The following is a 13103-nucleotide window of genomic DNA, read 5'->3' as shown; positions in this document are numbered from 1 at the left end:
TCATGTGACTGCACTTTCTTCCGGCGTAACCCGGTCAGTCGAATGGCAGGTCGCGGTCGTCGAGCAGTTCCGTGATGAAGGCGTCCCAGTCCAGGGCTTCCGCCTCCGCCTCGGCCGTCACGATGTGATAGGTGGCCTCGAGCCATTCCGCCACCGGTGCAACAGGCAGTTCGAAGACCGCACTCGCGCCCTTCGACTCAAGTAGCAGCCAGGCCGCTTCCCCCTCGTCGCACTGCATGGGCCACACCTGCACGTCGCCTTCGCCGCTCTCCTCGTAGAGACCCCGGTAGAGCAGCTCTCGGCCGATGCGCCAGGTAACACTCGGCCCGCGCCAGGGGGCGAAGGTGACGGACACGATCATGGGGGTGCCCGGGTCGAACCGGAAATCCGCACGTACGGGCTGCCTCGGGACTCCGTTCAGCACCCGACGGATGGCCAAGGAGAGCGCGGGCGGTTCCTCAGGCGCCGTCTGTCGTACCCGAAGGCCGGACTGTTCGCCGTTCATGACGGGGATTCCCTTCCGTGGTGCGAGGCCGTTGCCCCGACTCTCCTCCACGGAGGCGCCCCGCGGCATCAGTCACCTGACCGTGGGAACCGATCAGGTGAGGGCCACCCGCCGCCCACCGCACTGCTGACGGTTCCTGGCGCGTCTGATCCGCGACGCCCGGCGGAGCTCGGCACACAACTGCCGAGCCCCCGTCCCGCTCGCCTGACGCCTCTTCCCGGCCGGAGGGAGGAGGGAAGCAGTCCACATCCACATCTCGCGGTCTCATACCGAGCAGCGGGAGTCACACACTTGGTGAACGCGAACGGAGGGCGGCGGGTTCACGAGAAGTCGCGGTTTCCTTCACTGTCGGGCCGCCGGCGCCCGTCGGCGCCCCTGCTCGACGCCACCCGGGAGCCGCCGGTCGGCTTTCAGCAGAAGTACGTGCTTCCCGGCCCGTAGCCCGACATGGCCGCTTCAGCCGCCCACAGACCCGCCCCGCTGCCCGAACTGCGGACTCACCAGGGAGCGCCGCCGCACCTACACCGGGCAGCATGTTCTCCTCGAGCCCACGCCCCCAATGCCCGCGCACCTCGGACCTGGTGGACATCGCTGGCACATCGACGGCAACGACATCGCCTGGAAAGGCGGCCTCGACGAACCGCCTGGACGAGATCCGGCCTTGGCAGTGGCTGACCGAGGTCCGCGACGACAACAAGCGCCTCGCACGGCAGAAGGATGAGGCGAGCCGTCCCGAGGAGCTGCCTGACGTTGGCTGACCAGTCCGGCCGTCCCGCTTCCGAACCTGCTGTGGCGCCACGGGGCCGCTGCTACGCTGCCGCCATGGCGATGCGCATCGAGGTTCCGGTAGACGACGCGGCCTACGCTGCGCTCGAGGCAGAGGCCGAACGCGCCGGGCTCACCGTGCCCGAGCTCGCCGGGAAGGTCCTCGCCCACGACGCCGTCCGGCGCCGCTTCGTAGCGGCCGTGGGCGATTTCGTCGACGCCTGGGGCCCGGCCTTCGACGAGGAGTTCGGAACGGCTGGCGCCAGCGGTACCGGTGCCGCCGCGTGATCCTCACGATTGACCGCCCCTGGCTGCTTGACGCCGCACAGCGGTACCTCCGGACGGATCCCGACGTGACTGACTGGGGAAGTCTGGCGGCCGCCGTCGCGCGTCACGCCGACGAGGTCATGGGAACCCCCGTATACCTCGAGCCGCACCATCGGGCGGCCGCCCTCATGCACCTCCTCGTACGAGTGCCGGCGCTGGAGGCCCGGAACGAACTCTTCAGCGCGGCCGTCGCCGCGGCGTACCTGACTGCGTCAGGTATGACGGTCACCGTCGAGCCTAAGGACGCCGTCGCCCTGACCGCCCGGGTCCGGGCCGGGCTCGGCGTCCGCGACCTCGCATACGAGATCCGACGGGACTGGCTCGCAGGCTGACTCCGTGGGCGAGAGCACTCAAACCTCGCGCGGGTCGGCGGTGACGACCCGAATCCAGCGAGCTGGCTTCGCCCCCTCGCGATATGAGCGGTGACGTACAACAGGCACTGAGACCCGCGCGGCTCAAGGAGTACGAGGAGTGCTCCCCGCCGACGCGCCTCACCGTCCAACCCGGCCCAGATCAATCCGAGCAACAACGTGTCCAACTCGTCCCGTACCAGAGGATCAACATGGTCGCGGACGGATTCCCACCGCTGCCCAGCCCAGAAGTGCGCCTTGAACGAGCCACAAGTGTGGCAGGAACTCGTGTACGGCGAAGAAGGCGCTGTTGGGTCCCCGTGGCCACTCCCAGTCGCCCTCGACCGTCGGCGCGTCGTGATCCCACAGCCCCGTCTCGTCTGCATACCAGACGTTCCTCAGCCGCGGCAGCCGCTCCCGGGGCGGAACCCGCGGTCGATGTGACAGCGCTCGGCGTAGAACACCAGAGCCGCCTTCGCAGTGAATGGTTCGCTCGCGAACTCACCCCGGTCGGAACGAACACGGTTCCGGGAGAATCGCTCTGAGCGAAGAATCGAACTGTTCGATTCGAGTGAGCTCTCGCACTGACAAGTCCGATGGATACGACTTGTCCACTATCTGGTCGTGGCCCTCACGATTGGCCGACCAGCGATGCGCCAACTCAGGACATTGACCACACGGCAAGAATGGCGTCCTGAGGATCGTGCCTCATTGACGTGACGTACATCAGGTACGATCCGCGGGACGTCTCAGGTTGCGCGCCGGAGAGGAACGACGACGCTCTCCCCCAGTCGTCCCGGAGCAAGCCGGTAGTACTTGATGTGGCCCAGCTTCTCGGTCTCCTCAAGCCAGCCCAAGCCGATGACCTGCTTGCGCGTCCTGGAGAAGACCGGAGGAGCCATACCTACCAGCTTGGCCAGCTGTGCCGCAGTCTCCAACACCGCGCCGGAGCGGTCAGTCGGATGCAGGGCATACAGCATGACGACGAGGCGCTGGTTGGCGGTCATGCCGGCCGTTGCCTCCAGCAGCCTGAGGTTCTGCTGCTTGTCGTCGCTGGTCACTTTGCCTCCCACCGCGCAGGGGTGTTTTCGTCGAAGCCCGGGATGTACGGCGGATTGCAGGTCTTCACCGCTTCACGCTGCTCAAGTCCCGTTCCATGAAAGGCAATGTACGGGCTGATGCGGTAGAAGTTGTAGTTGCCGATACGGCCACGAACGATCAGGATGCGGTGTTTGGCCAACTTTCTGTTGATCTTTCCGACTGCATCCGTCGACATGCCCACTCGCTTGGCGATGTCGGCTCCGGTAGCTCTCAGCGGCTCCATGCCCTCAGGCGATACGCCGATCCACCACAGAACGAGGAACTTCTGGCTGGGCGTGAAAGCCGTCGACTCCGTGATGGCCTCTACCCGAGCTTTGTCCACCTGTGTATGCCTGCCGGAAAAGGCATACGGCGCATAGGGGACGGGCTCGCCGGTATCGGCGTCAACCAGTCTGCGTACTGCTCCCACAGGCCCTCCATGTGTGGGGCGTTGCTGCACTCTTCGTACGGGGCAGCCATCGGGCCGACCATATGAACCTAACGTACATGAGCAGGAGGTCAATCGACTCCGCCTGTAGGCCGTGTCGCTTGATCGGCACACCACGAGCGGCTGGTCATGCCTCGCAGTTCAGGCGCGCTCACGAGGCCTGGCCGTAAGGCAGAAGGCAGTCTGATCGCACAGCAGCACAGCTCCCTCCCCTACGGCCATTGCCAGGTCACCGGAGACGGCACGCAATCCTCTGCCCCCGCACCGACGAGCCGCCGCGGGGGCAGAGACATGTACGTGACGTCAATCTACTGCTGCTGTAGAACAGCGATGCCAGTTCTCTCAGACGGGGTGCCAGATCTCAAGGACCGCCTGCCGGATCCTCAGCACTGTATGGCAGTTGTCAGAACAGTGGTCACAGATCGAAAGAACCGAGTGACACGTCCGGGAGAACCGAGTACCCAGTTCCAGCAGCCGTCCACAACGGTCGGCCGAACTGCCTGGCAGTCCGCAGAATCTCGGTCGAAGTAGGCATTTCCGCAGGTCAGAGCACGTTTTGGCGCTGCGCTCTCTACTCGTGTAACTGGCGCGCCGTAGGCCACTCCCCCACCGGTGCTTTCAGCTCGGTGCCACGCCCTGGCGGAAGTCGTCGCTCGACCCCTCAGGTCAGGCGCCAAGGCCGGTATCCAGTCCGCGAGCCTCGATGATCCGCCACCACTCGTGCCGCACCACCGAAAGCCGGCCAGTACGCGCCTGCAGACGACAGTTCAGGCGCGCGTATGTCTCCAGCAACCCCGTGCCGGGCTCAGCCACGCCTCTGTGTTGTGGACGCCCGACAAACCGCAGCGGCCGACGGACCTCAGCCGTACGTCGGGGCACCGCAAGCCCGCCAGGGCTGAGGAGCTACCGACCCCCTGCCTGCTTGAAGCGGTAGTGCAAGGACGACCCGAGGTGGCACGCGCGTGGAGAGCGCTCGCACGGCCGGGGGGGGGCCGAACACGAGCGGCAAGAGCTGACCGAAGCCGAGGTCAACCGCCGGATCGGGGCCATGTGGAACAAACACCCTGCGACAGCGAGACCGAGGCATTCTGGAGCGAGTTCCTGCGCTCGCCTACGCGAACGCGATCTCAGCAGCATCCGCCTGGTCTGGTGAAGCAGAAACCCCTGTGGCCGACACGAGAGTTGATCGTGCCGGCCGCAGGGGTTCAGTGTGTTCCGCCAGTAAAGGCCTATGACTCCCCGCGCTCCTTGCGGTGCTTGATGAGGATGTCCAGCATCCGGTCGAACTCACCGTCGCTCATCTTGTGAATGAGGTGCATCGCGATGAACATGCCGTCGTGGTAGGGGAGTTGCCGAGCCGGTGACACGACTGCCTCGGCCAGGTCGGGCTCCGGCACAGAAGCACTGTCGGACCGAGGAACAGGAACAGTCTCCGCCGACTCGCCACTCCCCCCTCGCGAGGTGGCACCTGCCGGTTGGGCGTCCTCAGCCTGTGTCACAGGAGTGGACAGAACCAGCGTGGGTTGGCTCTCGACCTCATCCATGCGAGCAGACGGGACAACCGCCGAAGTGTCGGACCTTTCGGAGATCTCGGGCTCTGCGGACTCCGGCGCTGATGTCGTCCCCGCAGCGGCTTTCGGCTTCTCAACTCCCGTCGTCACCGCGGCAGGCGCCCGCCGTTCCGCTTCCTTGCGGGCGCGTTCGGCTTTGAGCTGCTCAAGAGCCATTTCCTGCTGGTCCTGGGGTTCCTTGGCCACAGCCCTCAGGAGCTCAACAGGCTCCTCGCCAACGACCGCCTGTAGTTCAGGAGTCAGGTTCAACAAGGCCAGGCGCTGCGATACCCAGCCCTGAGACTTCCTCAGCCGCTTGGCGAGCTTGACCTGTGATCCATGAAGGGCGAGCAACCGCTGCAGGGCACGAGCTTCATCCAGCGGGTCCAGGTCTTTGCGGTGAATGTTCGCGACGAGCGCCGACTCGAGGATGGCTTCGCCGTCGCTGCCCTGAGCGTCGTCGACCATGACGCTGAGATGTGTGAGACCGGCTTCCCGGGCAGCAGCCAGACGGCTGCTGCCATCGACGACGACGTGGGTCGTGTTGGGCTCCAGATCCCCTTCCCGTTCGGGATTGGCCTTGATGTAGGCATCACGGTTCATGACGGTGATGGCCTGCTTCTGGCCGTGCTCCTGGAGACTGCCCGCCAGTTCGGTGAGATCACCGAGTGAGGTACGGGGATTGTCGGGATTGGGGCTGATACGGGAGACAGGAAGTCGAGTCGGAGGAACAACGCCTTCCGTGGGCACCCCGGTAGCGGCGCCGATCGCCGCACGTCGGGCGCTGACGGGCCGGGCACCGCCTCCGAAACGTCCAGCTCCGAGCTGGTCGGCCTTGCTCACGAGATCTCCCGGGCCAGCGCACGCATGCCGACTGCCTGCTGCGAGGCGGGAGCGTAACTCAGCAGGGGCTGCTTCATGCGCACAGCTTCTTTCTGTTCCTTCAGGTCACTGATGAGACCGACCACACGTGGATCCTTTATGTCGATCCATCCCTGCAAGGAGGATGTGGCGATGTATCCGCGCCGGCCGTCATAGAGGTTGACGACGATGCCCAGGTAGTCGATGTCGATTCCGAGGTCGTTGCGGAGGTCCTCGATCTGATTGGTCAGCAGGTCGTAGGCGTCCGCGGAACTGTCCTCGGCCTGGACCACGATGAGGGCGCCGGATTGGCCGGGTCGCTCACCATCGCGGCGGCGGCCGTAGTAGGCGGCGGCGTCCATGCTGAGGCCCAGGCTGGGGGGACAGTCGACCAGGATGACGTCGTAGTCGGCCTCAAGTGGCATCAGCGCCCGCTCGAGGGCTGCTTCGCGAGCGCGTACGGCGGAGAGTCGTACGTCGAGGAGGAACGCGTCGTGGCAGGCGGGCAGCAGGTGCAGTCGTCCACCGAAGTGCTCGTCCTCGATGGAGACGATCAGGTCCCTGAGCTCCCCCTTGGGATCGCCCGCCATGTGGTTGGTGAGGCTGTCGCCGTTCATGGGCAGCGGTGCCGCGCCCAGCTGATTGGTGAGGTGGCATTGCGGGTCGAAGTCGACCAGCAGGACGCGCAGCCCGAGCCCTGGAAGCTTCTCGATGTCGAGTGGGTCGTTGCCGGAGTCTGCCGCGTCGCCTTCTGTCTTGCTGGCGCGAAGGGCGGTGGCCAAGGCTTTGGCCACTCGGGCGGGATACAGCCTGTTGGAGTCTTCCGACAGCGCCTCCCCCACACCGGCGGTGATGGCGGTCTTCCCGACGCCGCCCTTCTGGTTGCAGACCACGATCCGTCGAGTGACGTCGGGCCGCTGCACATCGGGAGCCGGGTTGGTGTCGAGCCAGAGCTGGACGGACTGGGCGAGCCCCTGGATAAGGGAGACCTTCCGGTCCTCCGCCATACTCCGGAAGTCCTCCCACTGCCCAGGAGGAAGGAAGGTGGAGAACGACTCGGCTCCGGCCGTGTCGACCGGCGCAGTCCCTGAGGCAAGGCCGCACCAGGCGGAGATCCCCTGCTCCACTGCGGCCTGGATCTCGACGCCGAGTTGGGCGGTTCTGACTTTGAGATTCTGCCGGAGCCATCCCGGCAGCTTGGAGACGACCTTTGCTCGGTCGCTCGAGGTGGCTGGCATACGCATGACGCTACCTTACTAACGCACTAGATCATCTGTTGCATCGACACGTTAGTTAGCACGACTTGGCGATGCGCTGACGCTCTCCTATCCCTATTACGGCGTAATAGGGAAGCCGGGTTCACAGGTCGGTTGCCTCCACAGCCCGGCAGCAAGTGTCCTGTCTCCGCGACAGTGGCCAGGCCTCACTTGCCTGGCCACGTTCGGGAACAGAACCACCCGGGACTACTTCCGCCTCGTTCCGCTCCCGCCTACTAGCATGCGCTGTCTTCCTGCTCGCTCAGTTCCGGCTGTTCGCAAGGTGCACGAAGACTTCGAAGCGGAGCTGACGAAGTTCAACGGCGAGAGGGACCACCTACACCTGCTGGTGCTATCCGCCGAAGGTCACGGTCTCCAAGCTCGTGAACAGCCTCGAGTGGCGTCTCCGTCCGCATTGACATGCTCCTCGGGTGACCGAGGATTCTGGCGGTCCCACGGATTGCTGTGCCGTTGCCGTTACGCGGCACGGATTCCCTGGGGTTTCCCTGGCTTCCTTGGACAGCACAGCGAGCACTCGGTGCCTGGCTGCGCGACTACTCACGCCAAAATCACCGGCATCGGCTGGTACTTCGAACTCGTCGACCCAGGCACCTGTCCCGCCTACGACGCGCGGGCTATTACGCCGTAATAGCCCGCGCGTCCTCCTCGGCCTGGCTGCCGGCGAGGGCAAACACCACGCCACCGCCGTCACTCCGGCCCGGGATAATGCCTTCGCCAAACGGCTACCCAACAGCGAACCCGAGCTCCGCGAGGTCTTGGGCAAGCTGCGGGCCAAGCACCGGGCCGGGCTCATCTTGGTCGACCAACCGGCTTCCATCGAGGCTCTGCCACTCGCGGCGGCCCGGGACATGGTTCCCTGGTCGTCTACCTGCTCGGACCGACGATGCAACGGGTCGTCGCCCTCTGGTCGAGCGAGGCCAAGACCGACACCCGAGGCGCGCCTTCGTGATCACCGACGCAGTCCGCGTCATGCCATACGCCAGCCGGTCGCCGTCGAGTCGTAGCGCGTTGCCGCCAAAGGCCCCGCAGATGGCCGAGTGCTTGGTCGAGGACAGCTTCACCGCTCTGTGCAAGCAGACCGTTGGGTTTCCCGGTATTGGCGCGGCCGCAGTCATCGTCAGCAGCCTGGTTGGCTCGCTCACCACCATCCTCGACCAACACAACATGCTGGCCGGCCGGGTCTAGGAACTGCTGGACAGCCCCCCTTCTCTGCCTCGCGAGACGCCGGGCCGACGTGCTCTTCGCCATGCTCCTCGACGGAACCTTCTACGAACCACACCCAGCAGCAGCGTCATGACCAGGCAGGCAGTCGAACCGGCACCTACCGGGTCTCTCCAGCGCCAGGAACATGAACCGCCACGTCGTAATTGGCGATCAGACCGGCCAGACCACGCGGACTCACACCCTTCACGTTCTGCTGCCCGGGATCGGCGCCAGCCGCCAGCAGCACCCGGATCGTCGACGGATCACCCCGATAGTTGAACACCGCAGTGAAGAGAGCCGTGTTGCCGTTGCGGTCGCCCGCATCCACGGTCGCCCGGCCGCCAGCAGTACCTCGGCAACCTCTGCGCCCTGGGACTGCGCGGCGAAGTGCAACGGAGTCATGCCCGCCTTGTCCGCATGACCGGGATCCGCCCCACCCTCCAGCGCCTCCCGCAAGCCCGAGGGGGAGTAGCACGTGGGCACGGTGGAGGATCGGGCGGCGCATGCACGGCGCGTACAGGCAAGGCTCCGCCTGAAGGCGGGCCGCGATCTATTACGCCGTAATAACTGATGTGAGGCCGAGAGGCGCTTCTCCGGCAACCTGCCCTCATGGCACAGCACACCGACTCCCCGAGATTTTCACCCGACCGTGGCCAGCCCGAGCGGACAGACCGCGTTCCAACGCTTCGGGGGCTCTGCCCTGCGTACCTATTACGGCGTAATAGGCGCGGTAGAGGCCTCTCGATCCGAGTCTCTGAAGCAATAGCTCGGTCCCCAAGTTGTGGGAGTTGTTCCAGCGGGTGGTACCGGAGGCGCCGTCGCGACCTCAGGGGGTGGCCGGCGTCGGTACGGTGACCGGGAGGTACTGGCCGCGATTGTGTTCGTAGCCACGCCGGGTTGTACCTGGCAGCAGGTGCCGTCGGCGTCGTTCGGGCCGTCGGGGGCGACGGCCCACCGCCGTTTCACGGAGTGGACGAAGGCCCGAGTGTGGGCCAAGCTCCACCGCCTGGTCCTCGACGAGCTCGGCGCACGCGGCGAGTTGGACTGGTCCCGCTGCTCGATCGACTCGGTGAACATGTGGGCCCTGAAAAAGGGGGAACCCGACAGGTCCGAATCCCGTCGACAGGGGACCAGGCCCTGATCCCGCTCGTGAAGGGCATCCCGCCGATCCGCTCGCGCCGCGGACGCCGACGGCGCAAGCCCGCCAAGCCTTATGCCGAGCCTGCACCCTCATCTGCTGCCGCAGGCTCTGCAGGGCACGTTCAAGTGCCCCCACGGGCGTAGAACGCCTTCGCCGCCCCACAGGTTGGCCGCCCATTTGTCGTCCTGCGTGCGTTTCACCGGCCGCTCCTCCTCGGTGGCAGGGGCAAGGGAGAACGGGGTGCAGCCAGCCGGGGGACGCAGGTGCCACGGTACGAGGCGTGGGGGAGGTGGCTAATCATCGGCCTGGCCGTCGGGATGTGCCCGTCAGAACCTTGACCGGGTGCCGCTTCGACGGAGGATGGGGAAGAGAGCGGGTCTGCGTGGTGAAGTGTGGGCCTCTGATAACTCCGACAGCAGGGAGCGTTTCTTCCGATGACCACACAGCCCGCATGTCCTGAGCGCAGCGGTCCCGAGACCGCCTCGGTCATGGATGTCTCGCCGTTCAAGCTTTCTCTCGTCAAAGCGGTGTTCAGGGACGTGACCTCGATGCACGTCTCTCGGTCGGCCGCGTGGGCCGCCGCGTCGGTGACGCGGACAGTGCTGACGGAGATCATCGACGGCGCGAGGAGAGCGGCGGAGGCGGAGGCCCGGAAGAAGCTGATTCCCGGGGACCTTCTCTCGGCGATCGACCGGAACGTCGAGCTCGAGGTGGGGAACAAGTGGTACGACCACAGCCCGACGTTTCAAGGCCTGACCGGCGTCCTGTACGACGCGGAGGGTGTCATGGTGCCTTCTCGTAAGCGCAGCAGGTCGCGCAAACCGAGTGCTGTGGTCGGCGCCCACAGGTTCGAAGCTGGGGTCAAGAAGCTGCTGCGGAGCCAGGGGGCGACGGCCCTCCCAGCGGTGGTCCGCGACCTGGACGGAATCGCGAGCGTGTTCCTGACGGACCTCGCCCGGGACGCGGCCATGGTCGTCCGCGAGGGCGGGGTCAAACGTTTCGGTACAGTCACCCTAGTGATGTCGGGCGAACCGGCCTCACCCCCGTTCCTCAAGGATTCCCCCGGGCCCTGTCCGCCCGCAGGGGGGACGGGCGGACCATTGGCAAGGATGACATCCTGGCCGCCACTACGATTCAGTTGTTCGGCGGCAACCTCAGACAGCGAGCCCTCACCGAAGCACGCGAGGCGACACAGAACACTTCGGTCGGCTGAGCGGGTGCGACCAACATCGCCGCATGAGATGGCCTCTTAAGCCGTGGCCTTGGGTTTTCGTTTGGTCGGGCGGTCTTGGAGGTGGGGGTGATGGTGACCGCTTCGGCCGGCGGGGCGGCGGGCTGGGGCAGGTGCTGTGATGAGCGCGTTTGAGGCCCCAGTTGGACCTCTTGCCCTTGACGACGCGGGGGAACGCACGAAGTCTGCGGACCGATAACAGCCGTCGGATGATCTCAGCGAGGGTGCGCTCCCAGGAAGCGGCGAGACGCTCAAGGGAAAAAGCCGCCTGGGCGGGGACCTGGCGGCGCACAACACGTAGAGAGCGGGTGAAGGACAGCCGGTCGGGGGCGATCCCGGCCTGGGCGGCGGCCTGGTGCATCACCTGGCGGGGTGCATAGTGGACCAGGAAGAAGCCTAGACCTCTTGCTCGACGCCGTCGGGGTACTTGGAGCGCAGGACCACGTCCGGGTCGCGCTGGTGGACCTTGATCTCGTCCAGCACTCCCTCCACTTCCCACCGCTCGTGTTACACAGCCCCCAGTTCGGCCGCCGGTGCCTGGCCGGGCGAGGACCGTGGTGAGCACAAGCGGATCGGGCCGATCTCCTCGTGGCCGAGCGATCGTTGCATCATCACGGTGTCGATCCAGCGGCCGTGCTTGTAGCCGACGCCGGCCAAGCCGCCCACGTTGGTGAAGCCGAAACAGCGGTGCAGCGCGACGGAGGCAGCGGTACCAGTATCGGCGATGACGGCGATTATCTGGCGTACATGGGTCTGAGAGCAGACGGCCAGCAGGGCGCTGCCGAGGCCTTGGTCCGTCCGGTCGGAGCAAGGTAGATCGATTTTTCGACAGTGTGCCGATAGGCAGGCTTGGCACGCCAAGGAACCGCGTAGGCATAGCCGACGATTTCGCTGGACGGCTCGGCGACCAGAAAGGGCAGCCCCTGGGCGGTGAGGTCGTCCAGCCACTGGGGCCAGACGACCGTCGGCGGCGGAGTCTCCTCGAAGGGGATCACGGTGGGGCGAACGTAGTGCGTGAAGATCTCGGCCACGGCGTTCAGAATGCGGGGCGATCGCCTCCAGGACGCGCGCCAGCCGGTCGTCGTTGAGCAGGGCAGTTTCTATCCCGAACACCTCCTGCACCGGCCAGACCCGGGCCCAAGCCCTGCCCCTGAAAAAAAGCGCCACCGGCGAGGTGAGCCGATTCGCGACCAGCGCCTCGATCACCTGCCCCCGCGTCAGGTGCGCTCGCTCCGCCGAGGGGCACAGTCAATCGACGATCCCAGCTACGTCCAGCCGGCACAGGAACTCGGCGACAGGCAGAGCGTTCAGACGTCTTTTCCACCACGGACGTCACCACACACTCCAGACGCTGGCGCTCGGACCGAGGTCGCTGGGACCGGGAAGTCATCGACACACCAACTCAACGAGACCAGATCGGCTTTGGACACCACTCCAACGACCAGATCATCCGATTCAGCGACCTGCGAAGTACGCGCCTAGAGCAGGCTCAGGCCCGAGCAATGCTCAGGACCTGTGGATCAGCTCGGGAAGGACGTACCTTCCCGAGTGATTGGTTGATAGGTCACCGAGCAAGACCAGTGTTCGCAGCACCGGCCGGGAAAGCACCTCCCTGCTCAGCGTAGTGAACGACGACGGCACCACCGCCAACGGCTCCTCCCTGATCGACGAGATCGTCCGGGAGGGCGCAAGAAGGATGTTGGCCGCCGCACTGGAGCTGAAGTCAACGCCTCTGTAGTCGAGTTCGCTGACCAGCGGGACGAACTTGGCCGTCGCCTGGTCGTGCGCAACGGCTATCACCAGCCCAGGAAGGTCACCACCGCGGCCGGCATGGTCGAGGTGAAGGCACCACGAGTGAACGACAAGCGCGTCGACGAGGCCACGGGCGAGCACAAGCGGTTCCGACAGTCGCAAGGAACTGGTCGCGCTCGAAGGCGGCTACCGCGAATCAGGCGAGTCCTGGGCGGACCTGCTGCGCGGCTGCGCCCGCCGAGGGATGCGCGCTCCGGTCCTGGCGGTCGGCGACGGCGCTCTCGGCTTCGGGAAGGCCCTGGCCGAGGTCTTCCCCGCCTCCCGGCACCAGAGATGCTGGGTGCACAAGACCGCCAATGTGCTCAATGCTCTGCTGAAGTCGGCCCAGCCCGGCGCCCGCAAGGCGCTTCAGGACATCTACAACGCCGAGGACTGCGACCACGCGGTCAAGGCGATCAAGACGTTCACCCAACTCTACGGCGCGAGGTTCCCCAAGGCCGTCAAGAAGATCACCGACGACGAGGCCGAGCTGCTGGCGTTCCTGGTTGAGGCGAGTGGCTCCGGACATGTCTCCCCTCCGAGGACCCTACGTAGTGCACAGCCCCCTGCTCTG

General features: G+C 65.8%; 12 protein-coding genes and 7 pseudogenes. 9 read left to right on the top strand and 10 right to left on the bottom strand.

Features of this window, described 5'->3' with window-relative positions; genetic code table 11:
* Window positions 1–34 precede the first annotated feature (34 nt).
* Window positions 35–505, bottom strand: a complete 471-nt coding sequence (locus tag ACWDEX_RS22355; protein WP_450465508.1) for an SsgA family sporulation/cell division regulator — start codon at window positions 503–505, stop codon at window positions 35–37.
* Between the two features lie 511 nt (window positions 506–1016).
* Here ACWDEX_RS22355 and ACWDEX_RS22350 point away from each other — a divergent pair.
* The 3 genes and pseudogenes from ACWDEX_RS22350 to ACWDEX_RS22340 form a co-directional block, all read left to right on the top strand.
* Window positions 1017–1226 (top strand): annotated as a pseudogene (locus ACWDEX_RS22350) (hypothetical protein); the annotation flags it as partial.
* Between the two features lie 101 nt (window positions 1227–1327).
* Entirely contained in the window at window positions 1328–1558 is a 231-nt protein-coding gene (locus tag ACWDEX_RS22345) for a hypothetical protein (RefSeq protein ID WP_450465507.1), read from the top strand.
* A 65-nt stretch (window positions 1559–1623) separates the two neighbouring features.
* Window positions 1624–1929 carry a fic family toxin-antitoxin system, toxin component gene (locus tag ACWDEX_RS22340; protein WP_450465506.1) on the top strand — a complete coding sequence of 102 codons (306 nt, stop codon included), beginning with the start codon at window positions 1624–1626 and terminating at the stop codon, window positions 1927–1929.
* Between the two features lie 767 nt (window positions 1930–2696).
* Here ACWDEX_RS22340 and ACWDEX_RS22335 read toward each other — a convergent pair.
* The 4 genes from ACWDEX_RS22335 to ACWDEX_RS22320 all read right to left on the bottom strand — a co-directional run bounded on the left by ACWDEX_RS22335 (window position 2697) and on the right by ACWDEX_RS22320 (window position 7130).
* Entirely contained in the window at window positions 2697–3008 is a 312-nt protein-coding gene (locus tag ACWDEX_RS22335) for a replication initiation protein, RepL2 (RefSeq protein WP_450465505.1), read from the bottom strand.
* Window positions 3005–3457 carry a MarR family transcriptional regulator gene (locus ACWDEX_RS22330; protein ID WP_450465503.1) on the bottom strand — a complete coding sequence of 151 codons (453 nt, stop codon included), beginning with the start codon at window positions 3455–3457 and terminating at the stop codon, window positions 3005–3007. Before ACWDEX_RS22330 ends, ACWDEX_RS22335 begins: the two co-directional genes overlap by 4 nt.
* Window positions 3458–4704: 1247 nt before the next feature.
* On the bottom strand, window positions 4705–5868 hold the full coding sequence (locus ACWDEX_RS22325) for a ParB/RepB/Spo0J family partition protein (RefSeq protein ID WP_450465501.1): 1164 nt from the start codon (window positions 5866–5868) through the stop codon (window positions 4705–4707).
* Window positions 5865–7130 (bottom strand): ParA family protein, encoded by a 1266-nt coding sequence (locus tag ACWDEX_RS22320; protein WP_450465500.1) that lies wholly within the window; start codon window positions 7128–7130, stop codon window positions 5865–5867. Before ACWDEX_RS22320 ends, ACWDEX_RS22325 begins: the two co-directional genes overlap by 4 nt.
* A gap of 286 nt (window positions 7131–7416) precedes the next feature.
* On the opposite strand from ACWDEX_RS22320, the pseudogene ACWDEX_RS22315 reads away from it, so the two are divergent.
* From ACWDEX_RS22315 to ACWDEX_RS22305, 3 genes and pseudogenes are all read left to right on the top strand, one after another.
* Window positions 7417–7540: pseudogene (locus tag ACWDEX_RS22315) on the top strand (transposase); the annotation flags it as partial.
* 33 nt (window positions 7541–7573) lie between these two features.
* Window positions 7574–8167 (top strand): IS110 family transposase, encoded by a 594-nt coding sequence (locus tag ACWDEX_RS22310; protein WP_450465499.1) that lies wholly within the window; start codon window positions 7574–7576, stop codon window positions 8165–8167.
* Window positions 8109–8348, top strand: a complete 240-nt coding sequence (locus ACWDEX_RS22305; protein ID WP_450465580.1) for a hypothetical protein — start codon at window positions 8109–8111, stop codon at window positions 8346–8348. The genes ACWDEX_RS22310 and ACWDEX_RS22305 overlap by 59 nt, the downstream gene beginning before the upstream one ends.
* Window positions 8349–8484: 136 nt before the next feature.
* Here ACWDEX_RS22305 and ACWDEX_RS22300 read toward each other — a convergent pair whose 3' ends face one another.
* Entirely contained in the window at window positions 8485–8694 is a 210-nt protein-coding gene (locus ACWDEX_RS22300; RefSeq protein ID WP_450465497.1) for a hypothetical protein, read from the bottom strand.
* A 14-nt stretch (window positions 8695–8708) separates the two neighbouring features.
* A pseudogene (locus ACWDEX_RS22295) lies at window positions 8709–8768 on the bottom strand (hypothetical protein); the annotation flags it as partial.
* 377 nt (window positions 8769–9145) lie between these two features.
* Here ACWDEX_RS22295 and ACWDEX_RS22290 point away from each other — a divergent pair.
* Window positions 9146–9587 (top strand): annotated as a pseudogene (locus ACWDEX_RS22290) (transposase); the annotation flags it as partial.
* A gap of 354 nt (window positions 9588–9941) precedes the next feature.
* A pseudogene (locus ACWDEX_RS22285) lies at window positions 9942–10720 on the top strand (hypothetical protein).
* Window positions 10721–11245: 525 nt separating this feature from the next.
* Here the strand turns inward: ACWDEX_RS22285 and ACWDEX_RS22280 are convergent.
* The 3 genes and pseudogenes from ACWDEX_RS22280 to ACWDEX_RS22270 all read right to left on the bottom strand — a co-directional run bounded on the left by ACWDEX_RS22280 (window position 11246) and on the right by ACWDEX_RS22270 (window position 11769).
* Entirely contained in the window at window positions 11246–11404 is a 159-nt protein-coding gene (locus ACWDEX_RS22280) for a hypothetical protein (protein WP_450465579.1), read from the bottom strand.
* Between the two features lie 3 nt (window positions 11405–11407).
* Window positions 11408–11464, bottom strand: a pseudogene (locus ACWDEX_RS22275) (hypothetical protein); the annotation flags it as partial.
* A gap of 8 nt (window positions 11465–11472) precedes the next feature.
* Window positions 11473–11769: an N-acetyltransferase family protein gene (locus tag ACWDEX_RS22270; protein ID WP_450465578.1), complete on the bottom strand. Its 297-nt coding sequence runs from the start codon at window positions 11767–11769 to the stop codon at window positions 11473–11475.
* A 581-nt stretch (window positions 11770–12350) separates the two neighbouring features.
* On the opposite strand from ACWDEX_RS22270, the pseudogene ACWDEX_RS22265 reads away from it, so the two are divergent.
* Window positions 12351–13031 (top strand): annotated as a pseudogene (locus tag ACWDEX_RS22265) (transposase); the annotation flags it as partial.
* Between the last annotated feature and the right edge of the window lie 72 nt (window positions 13032–13103).

It is taken from the genome of Streptomyces sp. NPDC001020, assembly GCF_053599115.1.
Note: the sequence above shows the minus strand (reverse complement) of the source record. Positions and strands in the feature narration are given on the sequence as shown.

What these genes read in the sequence shown, in the direction of transcription:
- ACWDEX_RS22355 (WP_450465508.1), bottom strand. Translation starts at nt 505, where the DNA reads ATGAACGGCGAACAGTCCGGCCTTCGGGTACGACAGACGGCGCCTGAG.
- ACWDEX_RS22345 (WP_450465507.1), top strand. Translation starts at nt 1,328, where the DNA reads ATGGCGATGCGCATCGAGGTTCCGGTAGACGACGCGGCCTACGCTGCG.
- ACWDEX_RS22320 (WP_450465500.1), bottom strand. Translation starts at nt 7,130, where the DNA reads ATGCGTATGCCAGCCACCTCGAGCGACCGAGCAAAGGTCGTCTCCAAG.